Origin of the sequence: Butyrivibrio sp. CB08 (assembly GCF_003625485.1) — a bacterium.
Taxonomy (GTDB): domain Bacteria; phylum Bacillota; class Clostridia; order Lachnospirales; family Lachnospiraceae; genus Butyrivibrio.
In genome coordinates, this window is record NZ_RAIR01000005.1 from 119626 (window position 1) to 132996 (window position 13371).

General features: G+C 44.3%; 14 protein-coding genes. 12 read left to right on the forward strand and 2 right to left on the reverse strand.

Going from position 1 to position 13371, the window contains the following annotated elements; all coding sequences use genetic code 11:
- Positions 1–1443 (reverse strand): AmmeMemoRadiSam system protein A, encoded by a 1443-nt coding sequence (gene amrA / locus D6855_RS10220; RefSeq protein ID WP_120740668.1) that lies wholly within the window; start codon positions 1441–1443, stop codon positions 1–3.
- A 105-nt stretch (positions 1444–1548) separates the two neighbouring features.
- Here amrA and D6855_RS10225 point away from each other — a divergent pair, with 105 nt between their 5' ends.
- The 6 genes from D6855_RS10225 to D6855_RS10250 are packed head-to-tail and all read left to right on the forward strand — an operon-like array spanning position 1549 to position 7742.
- On the forward strand, positions 1549–2079 hold the full coding sequence (locus D6855_RS10225; RefSeq protein ID WP_199712436.1) for a helix-turn-helix domain-containing protein: 531 nt from the start codon (positions 1549–1551) through the stop codon (positions 2077–2079).
- A 9-nt stretch (positions 2080–2088) separates the two neighbouring features.
- Complete coding sequence (locus D6855_RS10230) at positions 2089–3654, forward strand: MBOAT family O-acyltransferase (protein WP_120740670.1); 1566 nt, start codon at positions 2089–2091, stop codon at positions 3652–3654.
- A complete protein-coding gene (locus D6855_RS10235) occupies positions 3641–4705 on the forward strand; it encodes a hypothetical protein (protein WP_120740672.1) in 1065 nt (354 codons plus the stop codon). Before D6855_RS10230 ends, D6855_RS10235 begins: the two co-directional genes overlap by 14 nt.
- 2 nt (positions 4706–4707) lie before the next feature.
- Positions 4708–6246, forward strand: a complete 1539-nt coding sequence (locus tag D6855_RS10240) for an amino acid adenylation domain-containing protein (protein WP_120740674.1) — start codon at positions 4708–4710, stop codon at positions 6244–6246.
- The gene (locus D6855_RS10245; RefSeq protein WP_120740676.1) at positions 6243–7484 is read left to right on the forward strand and encodes a diaminopimelate decarboxylase family protein; all 1242 of its coding nucleotides are present in this window, start codon (positions 6243–6245) and stop codon (positions 7482–7484) included. The genes D6855_RS10240 and D6855_RS10245 overlap by 4 nt, the downstream gene beginning before the upstream one ends.
- Positions 7485–7514: 30 nt before the next feature.
- Entirely contained in the window at positions 7515–7742 is a 228-nt protein-coding gene (locus D6855_RS10250) for an acyl carrier protein (RefSeq protein ID WP_120740678.1), read from the forward strand.
- 51 nt (positions 7743–7793) lie between these two features.
- On the opposite strand, the gene hflX is transcribed toward D6855_RS10250, so the two are convergent.
- The gene (gene hflX / locus D6855_RS10255) at positions 7794–9098 is read right to left on the reverse strand and encodes a GTPase HflX (RefSeq protein WP_120740680.1); all 1305 of its coding nucleotides are present in this window, start codon (positions 9096–9098) and stop codon (positions 7794–7796) included.
- A gap of 135 nt (positions 9099–9233) precedes the next feature.
- On the opposite strand from hflX, the gene D6855_RS10260 reads away from it, so the two are divergent.
- The 6 genes from D6855_RS10260 to xseB all read left to right on the forward strand — a co-directional run bounded on the left by D6855_RS10260 (position 9234) and on the right by xseB (position 13360).
- Positions 9234–9479 carry a hypothetical protein gene (locus D6855_RS10260; RefSeq protein WP_120740682.1) on the forward strand — a complete coding sequence of 82 codons (246 nt, stop codon included), beginning with the start codon at positions 9234–9236 and terminating at the stop codon, positions 9477–9479.
- A gap of 206 nt (positions 9480–9685) precedes the next feature.
- Complete coding sequence (locus D6855_RS10265; RefSeq protein ID WP_120740686.1) at positions 9686–10180, forward strand: hypothetical protein; 495 nt, start codon at positions 9686–9688, stop codon at positions 10178–10180.
- Between the two features lie 397 nt (positions 10181–10577).
- Positions 10578–10967, forward strand: coding sequence for a DUF4342 domain-containing protein (locus D6855_RS10275; RefSeq protein WP_120740690.1), 390 nt, complete (start codon positions 10578–10580; stop codon positions 10965–10967).
- A gap of 96 nt (positions 10968–11063) precedes the next feature.
- The gene (locus tag D6855_RS10280) at positions 11064–11681 is read left to right on the forward strand and encodes a sugar O-acetyltransferase (protein WP_120740692.1); all 618 of its coding nucleotides are present in this window, start codon (positions 11064–11066) and stop codon (positions 11679–11681) included.
- Positions 11682–11708: 27 nt separating this feature from the next.
- Positions 11709–13151, forward strand: a complete 1443-nt coding sequence (xseA, locus tag D6855_RS10285; RefSeq protein WP_120740694.1) for an exodeoxyribonuclease VII large subunit — start codon at positions 11709–11711, stop codon at positions 13149–13151.
- Positions 13152–13162: 11 nt separating this feature from the next.
- Positions 13163–13360 (forward strand): exodeoxyribonuclease VII small subunit, encoded by a 198-nt coding sequence (gene xseB, locus D6855_RS10290; protein WP_120740696.1) that lies wholly within the window; start codon positions 13163–13165, stop codon positions 13358–13360.
- The last annotated feature ends 11 nt before the right edge of the window (positions 13361–13371 follow it).

Sequence of the window (13371 nt, forward strand, 5' to 3'; positions counted from 1 at the left end):
TTAGTAGTGTCTTATAACTTCGAATCTCTCAAGGCTGTAATCTTCGTCCTCTGATATGCCTGCTTTCTGGCGGGCGATATCAATCTGATCTTCGATGGTGTCTACTCCGTCAAGATTTGGAAGAAGGAGACCCCGCTTACGACCGTGGGTTACGATGACTCCGTAGCGCTTAACATCCAGTTGATCCGGGCTGTCTATAGGCTCCGGGGTATCAAGAACGTCAACGCTCATCTCAAGACTTGCCAGCTCATCTTCCCTGATCATAGGAAATCTTGGGTCATTGGTGCCTGCACTTATGGCGTTTTGCATGATCTCATCAGCAACGTTCCTGCAGGTTGGAAGGATAGTTCCAATGCAGCCCCTCAGAGCTCCGTCTTTATGGATAGAAACAAAGGCTCCAGCCTGCTGCGAAAACATTTCAGAAGGCATATCTGCCCATTTTTCCCCGGTCAGGTCTGATTTTGAGATCCTTTTTCCCATGGTGATAAAGCTCTCTAAGGAAAATCTTGCAAGACGAACGTAAGGGTCTTCATCGGCTTTCCTTTTTTCAAGTTCCTCAGCCTTTTTGGCTCTCCAGACCTCCAAAAAACGCCTTGAATCGTCGGCTTCGCCGACTTCAAATCTGCAGATGCCATATCCTACGCCAAAGGTAGCCTCGTGAGAGAGCTTTTCAGCTCTTACAGAAAGCCCGTCAAGAGCCCCGGCCATCATGACAAAGGACCTGTGTCCGCACTCAGCAGCTCTTTCACAGAAGATATCATCAAAATCAAGGAGCCTGTCAAACTGGCCACTGGCTAGGGTTTCCATAATTCGGTCGTCGTATTCAGGGCCTTCCTTGGCAAAGCCGTAAGGGCCCTCTGCCTTCATCTTGTGGGAGAGGTCTCCGCTTGCTACGTAAACAACCCTTCTGCCAGTGTTTTCTATAGCCTTTTGCATTATCTGGCCCATTTCATAGTGCATTGGGAGAGTAAGGCCTGAAAGACCGATCCTTACGATCTTAAAGTCCTTGTAGAATTTTCTTATGTAGTAAAGAGGGATCATGGTTCCGTGGTCCAAGCTAGCATCACGCTCGCCAAGAGTTCCAGCTGGGAATTCCTGGATCTCGGAGTACTCAGAAGGCGCATCGGCGCCGTAAGATGCAGCGATATCACAGATCTCTTTTACCAGTTCTGTGTCGTACTGCTCGTTAAAAGAAACAGAGGGCGCATTGAACCTTCCCATATCGCCTCTGGCTCCGTCACCTGGAGAAATATGGAAATAATCCCCATACATAATGCTGTGAGGACTTGAGATTATGATGGTTTCAGGCGCAAGGTCCGCTATCTCTTTTGCCACCTGCATGTATGCATCGGTGGTAGCCTGGATCTCTTTTTCCTGGCCGCCTCCAACTTCAGGCAGCATAATAGGTGGATGTGGTACGGCAAAAGCTCCAAGTATTGGCATATTTCCCCCTCCATATAGTCCTTATAGATAAAATATACTACTTCTTATTTTATACTAAATTGGCGATTTTCTGTTATAATCTTTCTGTAAAGGGAGGGCGGTTTTATGCCAAAGGTATCGAATAAAGAGAATAAGAATCCATATTTTAAGAGGAGGGAGGAGCTCAAACTCACCAGAGATCAGGCCAGCGACTTACTTGAGTCCATTCCACCTGAGAGAATAGAGAAGATCGAGAACGAGAGAGTATCTCCACATCCTGACGAGATCATGATCATGGCGGACAAGTATAAGTCCCCGGAGCTTTGCAACTACTACTGTTCCAATCAGTGTCCTATCGGAAAGAGGTACGTTCCTGAGATCAAGATGCAGGACCTGTCCCAGATAGTGCTCAACACTGTGGATTCACTTAATACAGTTCAGGACCAGCAGCGCAGGTTCATCAATATTGCGGCTGATGGTGTTATTGACGACGCTGAAATCGACGATTTCGTGGACATCCAGAACGAGCTTGAGAAGATCTCAATTGCAGTAGAGACGCTGCAGCTGTGGTCAGAGCAGATGCTTGCTAACGGATCAATCAACGTTGACAAGTACAATGCAAGGAAGAACCTTAAAAAGAAGCCTGGTCAGGAGTGATAGAGGGATATGGATTTTTTATCCTTAGGATATATTGCTTTTACAGCAATTTCTTTAGTTTTATATTATAAGCTTCCAAGGCTTCATCAGTGGAAGGTTCTGCTTGTGGCAAACCTGGTATTCTACCTTCTGGTTGGCAGGCAGAATATCATTTTTATCCTGTTTACAGCATTTACAGTCTGGTACGGAGCCCTTGTCCTTGATAAGTACAAGGCTTCTTTTGCGGAGGAGAAAAAGGCTGCAGAGAGCCGCGAAGCCAAGAAAGCTCTTAAGACCAGATATCAGAATAAGAAAAGACTTGTATTGTTCCTGGTGCTGATCCTTAACTTCGGAGTGCTGGCGTTTATGAAGTACTTCCGCGTCATGGGATCGTGGGGCCAGGGACTTTTGGTGCCACTTGGAATTTCTTTTTACACCTTCCAGGCAACTTCATACATCGTAGATATCCACGGTGAGAAGTACGAGGCGGAAAAGAGCTTTTTCCGGTTCCTTTTGTTTGTCTCCTTCTTTCCACAGCTTATTCAGGGCCCGATTAACCGCTATGACAAGCTGGGAGTTCAGTTTGGCAAGGAGCATACATGGTCAGGAGAGAGGGCAAAAAGAGCTATCATCTTAATCCTCTTTGGTCTAATGAAGAAGTACGCTGTTGCCAACATGCTTACAGACAGCATTGCAAGGATATTTGATTCGCCGGCAGATACGATCCCTGGATCTTTGGTGGTCTGCGGAATCCTTCTGTACTCAGTTCAGCAGTACGCGGACTTTTCCGGCGGAATAGACATTGTTCTTGGTGTTGCACAGCTCTTTGACCTTGAGATGATGCCAAACTTTAGACAGCCATATTTTGCTGTATCTCTTGGAGATTTCTGGAGAAGATGGCATATTTCCCTTGGCGCGTGGATGAGAGACTACGTTTTCTATCCATTTGCGCTTCTTAAACCCATGCAGAACTTTGGAAAGTGGTGCAGTAAGCACCTTGGCAAGCACTTTGGAAGGGTGCTTCCAGCTGGAATAGCCAATATTCTGGTGTTCTTCCTTGTTGGTGTGTGGCACGGAGCTGACATGCACTATGTATGGTGGGGACTTTATAACGGAATTATCATCGCTCTTAGCGATATTTTAGAGCCTTCCTTTGGACGTCTTTCAGAGATATTACACATCCCTGTAAAGAGCAAGGGAATGCATGTTTTCAGGGTTATAAGGACATTTATCATCGTAAACATTGGCTGGTACTTTGACAGGATCGAGGATATGGCCCAGTGTATGGCATGCTTTGGAAGGACTCTTTTCCATTTTCATGGGGATGAGTTCCTGTTCAGCTTTAAAAACGTGTGCCTCAACTCAGATACTGTTAAGCCCATGTACGTCCTTGGCGGAATGGGCATAGCGCTTGTAGGAACCATAGTTATCTTTGTGGTCAGCCTGTGGAAAGAGCGCAATCCTGAGTCAGATATATATGAGAGATACGGAAGTCAGGCCAAGGTGGGCATATCCTGGGTGTTCCTGGCGCTTATGATCCTTGTTTCTTTCGTATTTACAACTTCAACAGGAGGTTTCCTATATGCGAATTTTTAAGAAATATGGAGCCTTCCTGTGCTTCCTTATATTGTTTATAGTGATCAACCTTGGAATGTCCTTTGCCCTCAGACCATTTAGTGGCTCTGGAAGCGAGATGTGGAGAGGCTTTGCTAATAAGGGACAGATCGATATGGTCTATACCGGCACTTCATTTTGTCTCTGCGACATAGATCCAGCACTGGTGGACGCTGAGACTGGCCTTAAATCCTACAACATGGGAACCAACATGCAGTCCATTCAAAGCTCCTATATAGCGCTAAAAGAGGCTATAGAGCGTGGCGGCATAACAAAGGCTATAGTTGGCATAGATCCGGAGATCATGGAGATGAACAGGCAGGACAACTTCAGGGCTGAAGCCTGCTTTGTAAGGAACCTTAGTGATACGCTTTCCCCAGCGGCAAGAGTTAAGGCTGGAGCGAATTTCGTGACATCTAAGGACTTTATCGGGACTCCATCCTCTGTTTTATACTATTTCCCATGGACCTACGACCGCGTAAGCAATATCCCAAATAACATCAGGGAGAAGCTTCAGAGCCAGATCCTTGATATGACTGACCACAGGGATGAGAACGGACACTACGGATCCGATGAGATGTACGGCGAAGGCAGGCACTTTTTAGATCTTACAAGCGTAGTAGCGTGGAACAACGAGGTTGACGACCTGTACTACATAAATGTCAGACAGGATAATCTTGATACCCTTGAGGATATAGCAAAGCTATGCAAGGCAAATGACGTTGAGCTCTTTGTCATTGCATTTCCAACGACCCAGGCCCTGTCCGTATACAGGCTGGACAGCTACAGAGACTACACAGATACTGTAAAAGCGCTGCTCTCAGGCTATGGATATGAGTTTTACGATTACACCCTGGCCAAAGAAGAGTATGTGGATGTATTTAACCTTGAGATATACAGAGACAACGGGCACCTTAACAATGCGGGAACAGAGCAGTTCTCCAGAGCCCTTGGTATTATGGTCAATAAATATGAGGCGGGAGAGGACGTAACTGAGATGTTTTACGACCTTCCAGCATATGAAGGGAACTAAAAATGAGTTATTGTAACAGCGTTCTTGACCTCATCGAAGGTCAGGCAATTCTGAATAAGGACAAGGTGGCATTTACAGATCCGGGGAAAGAGATAACCTTCGGAGAGCTGTATCTCTTTTCCAGAAAAATAGGCACTTTCCTGGCAGATAAGATTGTGAGGAGGAGCCCTGTTTCATTCTACATGGAAAAGAGCTGTGATGCGCTCGTTGGCATGTTTGGCGCAGTTTACGCAGGGGGCTTTTACTCATTTCTTGATGTAAGGCAGCCAGCTGCAAGGGCAGAGAGCATCTTAAATACTCTTAAACCAAGGGTTGTGTTCACTGACGCATCCATGTTTGATAAGGCAAAAGAGCTGTCGCTTCCGGAAGGCACTGAGCTGATCCTTCTTGACGACCTTATCGGGAAAATGGGAGATCTTCCTGTTGATGAGGATAAGCTTGGAGCTATAAGGGACCTTTCACAGGATATTGACCCGCTTTATGTTAACTTTACCAGCGGAAGCACAGGAGTACCAAAGGGCGTTACAGTATGCCACAGGTCTGTGCTTGAGTTTATCGGCTATTTTGTTGATATATTTGGAATCGAAGAAGGCGACGTGCTTGGAAACCAGGCGCCCTTTGACTTTGACGTATCAGTTAAGGACGTTTATTCAGGACTTATGTCCGGAGCAAGGATAGCCCTTATTCCTAGAGAGTACTTTAGCAATCCAATGACTCTTATGGACTATCTTGCTGACCAGAAGGTTACAGTTATTGTCTGGGCTGTCAGCGCCATGTGCTTTGTTTCCATCATGAACGGCCTTGAGTACAGATGTCCTGAGGATATCAGAATGATCATGTTCTCAGGCGAAGTTATGCCTGTTAAGCACTTAAATCACTGGAAAAAGTTCTTTTCCGATGCTACATATGTTAATCTCTATGGACCAACTGAGATTACCTGCAACTGCACATACCACGTTTTAGACAGGGATTACGAGGAAAATGAGGTTATTCCAGCTGGAATCCCATTCCCTAACGAGAGCGTGTTCCTTCTTGATGATGAGGACAAGCTTGTTACAGATCCTGGAAAAGAAGGCGAGATCTGTGTTACAGGCACAAGTCTTGCTCTTGGCTACTACGGCGACAAGGACAAGACCGACGCGGCATTTATGCAGAATCCTCTCAACAACCTGTTCCAGGAGATGATGTACAGGACTGGCGATATCGGAAGGTACGATGAAAAGGGCATTCTCTACTATGTTTCCAGAAAAGACTTCCAGATCAAGCACATGGGCCACAGGATCGAGCTTGGTGAGATCGAGGTTGGCGCAATGGCTGTAGAGGGCGTTACAAGAGCCTGCTGTATCTATGAGCAAGATAAAAAGAAACTTATCCTGTTCTACACAGGTGACAAGGACAAAAAAGAGCTCCTAAGTGGGCTTAAGGAGGACCTTCCTCCATACATGGTGCCATCAACGGTCAAGCAACTTGACGAGATGCCAATAAACAAGAACGGTAAGATCGACAGAACCTATCTGTTAAAAGAATGGAAGAATCTATGACAACTGATAACCTTAAGGAAATTGCAAGTAAATATGGAACTCCGGCATTTCTTTTTGACGAGAAGGCCCTAAAAGACAGGGCTCGCGCCATCAAGGAGATTGTTGGAGATAGTGTTTCTCTATGCTTCAGCATAAAGGCCAATCCATTTCTTATCCCAGCAATGCTTGATGTCACAGAAAAGCTGGAGGTTTGCAGCCCGGGAGAGCTTGATATCTGTAAGAAGCTCTCAGTAGAGCCAGGCAGGATCGTGTATTCCGGAGTTAACAAGACAGAAGTTGACGTTCGAGACGCTGCAGAATACGGCGCTGGCATTTATACCGCCGAATCCCTTAAGCATGTTGTGCTTCTCCAAAACGAGGGAAAACGCCTTGGGAAGATTCTTCCTGTGCTTCTTAGGCTCAACGCCGGAAGCCAGTTTGGCATGTCTAAGAGCGATCTTCTTAAGGCAATTGAGAAAAGAGCTGACCTTTCGAATATAGAGATAGTCGGTATCCACTATTTTGTCGGCACTCAGCGCAAAAAGCTTGAACAGCAAAAGAAGGAACTTTTGATGCTAAAGGACCTCTATAATGAGATAGAGAGCACCTATGGCGTAAGACTTAAGAAGTTAGAGTACGGCCCGGGCCTTCCTGTTCCATACTTTGAAAATGAGGATTTTTCTGATACTTTAGCCCCTGTAAAAGAGCTTTCTGAAGCTCTCAAGGAAACAGCCACCTGGTGCGAGCTCACCATCGAAATGGGCAGATTTTTTACCTCAGAGTGCGGCTATTACTTAACAAAGGTCATGGACATTAAGTCCAACGAGAGCACAAACTACTGCATTATCGACGGTGGAATGAACCATGTGACATATCTTGGCCAGGTTATGGGCATGAAGATACCAGTAATTAAGAAGATTGACAGAGATACGGCGGATGGCGCCGGGGATCAGATAGATAGCTTCTTTGGAGGCGCAGATGTAACAGGCATTTCTGAGGATGGAAGTGCTGATTATGCCCTCTGCGGAAGTCTTTGCACCACTGCAGATGTGCTGGTCAGACAAATTAAGTTGCAGGATTTAAAAATTGGGGATATACTTGCATTCTGTGACATCGGAGCTTATTCTGTAACAGAGGGAATTTACCTGTTCCTTAGTAGGACAATGCCAAGGATCCTTCTTGCAAAAGAAGATGGCAGCGTAGTCATGGCAAGAGACTTTACTGAGAGCAGCGGCCTTAACTGTCAGAACAAGAACTAATTAAAACCAGAATTTAAGGAGATTTATTTAATGGAAGAGCTTTTAAATATCCTTGCAGAGATCAAGGATGATGTGGATTTTGAGACAGAGGACAAGCTTATTGATGATGGAATCCTTGATTCCTTCGATATTCTTCAGATCATAAGCGCACTTAACGATGAGTACGACATTTCAATCCCTGCATCAGAGATCATCCCAGAGAATTTCAACAGTGCTGAGACTTTATGGGACATGGTACAGCGTCTTCAGGAGGACTGATATTCAGTCCTCTTTTTTTGCTCAAAAAAAGCCCCCTGACGGGGGCTTATATCATTCGATATATTCACTGTATCTACCATAGTTTTCTGATGTGAGATAGGCTTCCATTGTGATACCGTCGCCTTCGTAGGCTACAGATACCACCTGGGAGCTGTTTCTTATCTGACTTTCAATGCCGGATTTATCATATGGGATCTTTAAGGTACAGCGCCTTAGGGATTCGTTAAGCTTCTTTTCTATGAGATTTACAAGCTCTCTTATTCCAATCCCGCTCTTGGCTGAGATAAATATCTTATCGCCGCGGACCAGAGGAATCTCAACGTTTTCAAGCCTTTCAGCCTTGTTCATAACCGTGATCCTGGGGATATTCCCAGCTCCAAGCTGCTGCAGAGTCCTTGCTGTAACCTCGGAATGCATCATATGGTTTTCATCTGACGAATCTATCACTTCCACGATAAGGTCGGCGTAAAGGGCTTCTTCGAGAGTGGAGTGGAAGGCATTGACCAGGTCAGTGGGAAGATCATTGATGAAGCCAACTGTGTCAGAAAGAAGAAAGGCTCTGCCACTGGTTGTTTCAAGCTTTCTGACAGTGGTGTCAAGGGTTGCAAATAGCATATCCTCAACAAATACCTTCTGACCGGAATCTGTTCCATAATCGTCGATCAGCCTGTTCATAAGGGTGGATTTACCGGCGTTTGTATAGCCAACAAGGGCAACTAAGGGGATTCCAGCTGATGAGCGTCTTCCACGCTGCAACTGCCTTGTCTTTTCAACATCTTCAAGCTCACGCCTTAAAAAGGCCATTTCCTTCTCAATCTTACGTCTGTCCAGCTCGATCTGCTTCTCACCAGAACCCTTGTTGGACAAGGATCCGCCAGTTCCTCCCTGTCTTGAGAGGTTGGCTCTAAGTCCCACAAGCCTTGGGAGCATGTATTTAAGCTGGGCATAGTCTACCTGAAGCCTTGCTTCCTTGGTCTTAGCCCTTTCTGCAAAGATATTGAGAATAAGACCTGTGCGGTCAATTACCTCAACATCAAGGGCTTTTGACAGGTTTGCAAGCTGTGAAGGGGACAGAGTATTGTTAAATATGGCTGTATCGATGTCGTACATCTCTATTACAGCCTTTATTTCTTCGATTTTACCGGAACCTATGTAGGTTGCTGCGTCCTCTGCCACAAGGTTCTGAGTGGCATTCATTACTGGCTCTATATCGCAGGCCTTTGCAAGGCCCTTAAGTTCATACATTCCTACTTCGAACTCTTCTTCACTGGTCCGTCCGGTTCTAGCTCCCACGAGGACAGCGCGTCTCTTCTTATCACTTCCGGTCTCATATAGTTGTGTGTTACTCAAATTCATTTACCTCAAAACATATAAAATATAGATACATCTTACGATTTTTTGTATAATCAGTACATAAGAAAATTTTCATTGCCACAAATTTAAGATATTCGTATAAAGAGTCAGAGACCAATATTAAGGAGGTATAAGGCGATGGGATCAGAAAAGGATATCAACAATAACATACTTGATGATGATGCTCTTGAGTCAGTAGCTGGCGGTATGGAAGAAGTGAACAATCTTGTTTATTCCGATAAGACCAAGAAGAAGTTGGCGAAGACTATTGACAAGAATACTAAGAAAACAAGAACTAATCTTGTTCATGTTGAAAAGAAATCTAAGACAGTCGATAAGAGTCTTTTCTCCGGCGATGTTATTGATAAGGGCACATATTGCTGAGATAAACACCAGTGTTTATCAGGGTTTGAATTTGTGAAGAGGTGTAGAAACCGCATGGTTTCTGCACCTTTTTTGTTTCTCTTCATCAATTCTTCCGTTTTTCTTTCCTGTTTTTTAATAGTGAGTTTATCCATTTTATAATTATGAACCGTATAATTATTTATAAGATAACGAAAACGATTGAGATGAATTTAGGGGAAAAAATCATGCAGGGGAAAATTGTTAGATTAAGAGGAATCGATGATATCACACTTGGATTTTTGCTTTTGGGCATGTCAGCACTGGTAATCGGTGTAGCAATGCTGATCGGTAGCATAAGTGGTATTGCTTATTTTGAGACAAGGGGCTTGAGAGTATCAAGTACAATGGTGAACACTATGTATAATGGAATCGCATTTGTAATCTGCTCAGCAACTTCACTTCTTATGACTTCAATGTTAGTTTTTCCAATAAGAAATACAGTTATTCTTAAAGGAATCGAATATCTGGGACTTATGGCAGTACTATTTAATGCATCCAATGCCATCAGAGAATTATTCTTTGGAACAGATTTCTTTGAATTTGGAATCGCTCTTGTAGCACTGGTGATCTGCGGAGCACTGTTCTATGCAATCATCAATATCAAAAAGAGGATCGAGCACATGCTTGAGCTTCAGAAGCTCAGCGATACTTTTGAGGAAGCCTTAAGAGACGCAGGCTGATATATAAAAATGATAAACGGACTGATTTTTCTCTAAAAAGAGAGAAATCAGTCTTATTTTTTGCTCTTTTTATCATGTATTCCTGATCCTTGCTTATATATAATGACAATATCAACAAAGAACTGATAACAATGGTTAATTAAAGAAAGGATGGTGAGGATCATGTTATCATTCCTGTTTACTATAATGTTTTTCGTAATATTCTGGAAAATGATTGGTTTTGCGTTAAGAGCCAGCTGGGGCATCTTCAAGATCGTGATGTACCTGGTATTCCTTCCAGCCATCCTGATCGGTTTGGCAGTGGGAGGTCTGGTATATGTAGCGCTTCCAATATTGTTGGTGGCAGGTTTATTTAGCTTACTTGCACATGCTTAACTAAAGAAAGGGGACAAACATCATGGAAATCACATTAGAAGCAGTAGAAAAGGTAATGGAGCAGACAGGCGTTGAATTTAAGGCAGCAAAGGAAGCCCTGGTTAAGACAGATGGCGACGTTGATGCAGCTATCAAGCTTATTCAGCCAGACACAAAGGATGTCAGCGAAGAGATCAAGGATATGATGGATAAGCTCAAAAAGAAGGTTGAAGACGGAAACGTTGACAGAATTCAGATTAAGAAGGGTGACGAGGTAGTTTTCAGTGTTCCAGTTAACGTAGGGATTGTTGGCGGAATACTTGGTCTTGCAGCAGCACCCTGGGCACTGATCGCTGGATCAGTTGCAGCATTTGGACTTGGCTGCAGACTTGAGGTGGTTAAGAAAGACGGAACCACAGACGAGATTAAATAAATAATGTAAAGGTAGGGCGGCTTGCATAGGCAGGTCGCCTTATTTTTCGTATAATAGAAGCGTATAAGAATTAAAATATTTCGGGGAGTTACAACAATGACACAGTACGAAAGAATGGTAAAAGGCCTTATTTATGACCCGGGAGATCCTGAGATCATGGCTAAGCAGCTTCCATATCAGGACAAGCTCTGGGAACTTAATAAGCTTAAACCCTCTGATATTGAGGGAAAAGAGAAATACATGAAGGAAGTTTTTGCTGAGTGCGGCGATAACTGCTACATTGAGTTGCCACTTAGAGCCAACTGGGGCGGACATCACGTTCATTTTGGCTCAAATATCTATGCAAACTACAACCTTACACTGGTTGATGATGGACATATCTACATTGGCGACATGGTAATGTTTGGACCAAATGTAACTATTGCCACAGCCAATCATCCGATAAACGCTGAGCTTCGCGCTAAGGCCCTTCAGTACAACAAGGACGTTCACATTGGAGAAAATACCTGGATCGGTGCTAACACTGTTATCGTTCCTGGTGTCACTATTGGTAAGAACGCCATAATAGGCGCTGGAAGCGTAGTAACCAAGGATATTCCGGATAATGTAGTAGCTGTTGGCAACCCATGCAGGGTTTTAAGGGAAGTATCAGAGCACGACAGAGAATACTACTACAAGGACGAGAAAATAGACTGGGAAAATATTATAATATAATCAGATTAAATAAGACGGAGTACTACATTGAGTTATAGATTAAACGTTCCCTTTAGAGAAAAGGATGAGGCTAAGGCCCTTGGCGCTAAGTGGAACTGGGAAGGCAAGTACTGGTACTGCAACGCCTTAACTGACGAGCTTAAGCGCTGGTACGATGGCCCGGAGGATGGGACAGTAGAAGCCGGCGCAGATATGGCTAAAACGCCATCTTCTCTCGCCTCGAAGTCATCAGATACCGGAAAAGAGTCTTCTCCAGACGATCCATACGCCAAATACAAGACCGTTTCTGAGATCAACTACCTGATCACAGACCAGTTCGAGATGAATCCGGCCTTCAGAAACATCCTTGTTAAGGGAGAAGTCACCAACTACAAAGGCCCAAATGCTGGCAATTACTACTTCCACATCAAGGATGAGAAATCTCTTTTATCCTGCATATTGTGGAGAAGCACCGCTGCGACTGCCCTTAAATTCGAGCTTGAAGCCGGCAAACAGGTTGCCATAGCGGGAAGCCTTAACTATTCAGAAAAAAGCGGAAAAACTAACCTTATAGTTCGCCAGATCGCCGATATTGGCGCTGGAGAGGCCAATCTTAAGTATTTAGAGCTTAAAGCCAAGCTTGAGGCAGAAGGTCTTTTTGCTCCTGAGCATAAAAAGCCTATACCCAAATTCCCAAAGCAGGTGGGTATTGTAACCTCCAAGAACGGGCAGGCCAGAAACGACATTGAGAAGGTTGCGAAAAAGAGAAATCCCTACATTCAGCTTGTTTTGTACCACGTAAATGTACAGGGCGTAAACGCTGTAAGTACCATCCTTCAGGGTATCAAGGTGCTGGACGATATGGGGCTTGATACCATTATCGTGGGACGAGGCGGAGGATCAGACGAAGAGCTTATCGCTTATAACGACGAATCCCTGGCTAGAGCTGTTTATGAGGCTAAAACCCCCATTATTTCAGCTGTTGGACATGAGGGCAACTGGTCCCTTATAGATTATGTTTCAGATAAAAGGGCAGCAACCCCTTCAGAAGCGGCAGAGGAAGCGGTTCCGGATATCATGACAACTATCCATCACCTTGAGCAGCTTCGTAAGGGAATATCCGACAACATGAGAAGCCGCCTAAACGAGAGAAAGCTCCTTTTACAGACCCAGAAGGCCAAGCTTGAAGGCCATGACCCTGTGCGGCTGTTAAAAGAAAGAAAAGAGAAGTTATCAGTTCTCTCAGATGGGCTAAGGCAAAAGATTCTTGTGATCTACGAAGTTAAAAAGAACCGCTGCAAGGTCCTTATTACAGAGCTTCACGGTCTTTCACCTACAGCCAAGCTTGTCAGGGGCTTTGGATATATCACAACGGAAGATAAGCCTGTAGTTAGCGTTGATGACGTCAAAAAGGGCGATCCTGTAACCATCAGGATCCACGACGGTCAGATCAATACTACAGTTACAGGAACAGAGAAAATATCAGATTAAAGGAGCATAAAATGGCAGAGAATCAGGAATTTAACATAGATGAGGCTTTGACACAACTTGAAGAGATAAACAAGAAGCTTTCAGCCAAGGATATTTCCCTCGACGACTCAATAAAGCTTTATAATGAAGGTACGATCCTTGCTACAAAGTGCCAGGAGCATCTTGCTGGAGTTGAGAAAGAGCTCCAGATAATAAATGACAATAATTAATTACTGATCAA

Bases quoted from the DNA above. Each gene is read 5' to 3' on its own strand.
- D6855_RS10260 (WP_120740682.1), top strand. From the start codon at position 9,234: ATGGGATCAGAAAAGGATATCAACAATAACATACTTGATGATGATGCT.
- hflX (WP_120740680.1), bottom strand. From the start codon at position 9,098: ATGAATTTGAGTAACACACAACTATATGAGACCGGAAGTGATAAGAAG.
- D6855_RS10230 (WP_120740670.1), top strand. From the start codon at position 2,089: ATGGATTTTTTATCCTTAGGATATATTGCTTTTACAGCAATTTCTTTA.
- xseB (WP_120740696.1), top strand. From the start codon at position 13,163: ATGGCAGAGAATCAGGAATTTAACATAGATGAGGCTTTGACACAACTT.
- D6855_RS10235 (WP_120740672.1), top strand. From the start codon at position 3,641: ATGCGAATTTTTAAGAAATATGGAGCCTTCCTGTGCTTCCTTATATTG.
- D6855_RS10240 (WP_120740674.1), top strand. From the start codon at position 4,708: ATGAGTTATTGTAACAGCGTTCTTGACCTCATCGAAGGTCAGGCAATT.
- D6855_RS10265 (WP_120740686.1), top strand. From the start codon at position 9,686: ATGCAGGGGAAAATTGTTAGATTAAGAGGAATCGATGATATCACACTT.
- D6855_RS10245 (WP_120740676.1), top strand. From the start codon at position 6,243: ATGACAACTGATAACCTTAAGGAAATTGCAAGTAAATATGGAACTCCG.
- D6855_RS10225 (WP_199712436.1), top strand. From the start codon at position 1,549: ATGCCAAAGGTATCGAATAAAGAGAATAAGAATCCATATTTTAAGAGG.
- amrA (WP_120740668.1), bottom strand. From the start codon at position 1,443: ATGCCAATACTTGGAGCTTTTGCCGTACCACATCCACCTATTATGCTG.
- D6855_RS10275 (WP_120740690.1), top strand. From the start codon at position 10,578: ATGGAAATCACATTAGAAGCAGTAGAAAAGGTAATGGAGCAGACAGGC.
- D6855_RS10250 (WP_120740678.1), top strand. From the start codon at position 7,515: ATGGAAGAGCTTTTAAATATCCTTGCAGAGATCAAGGATGATGTGGAT.
- D6855_RS10280 (WP_120740692.1), top strand. From the start codon at position 11,064: ATGACACAGTACGAAAGAATGGTAAAAGGCCTTATTTATGACCCGGGA.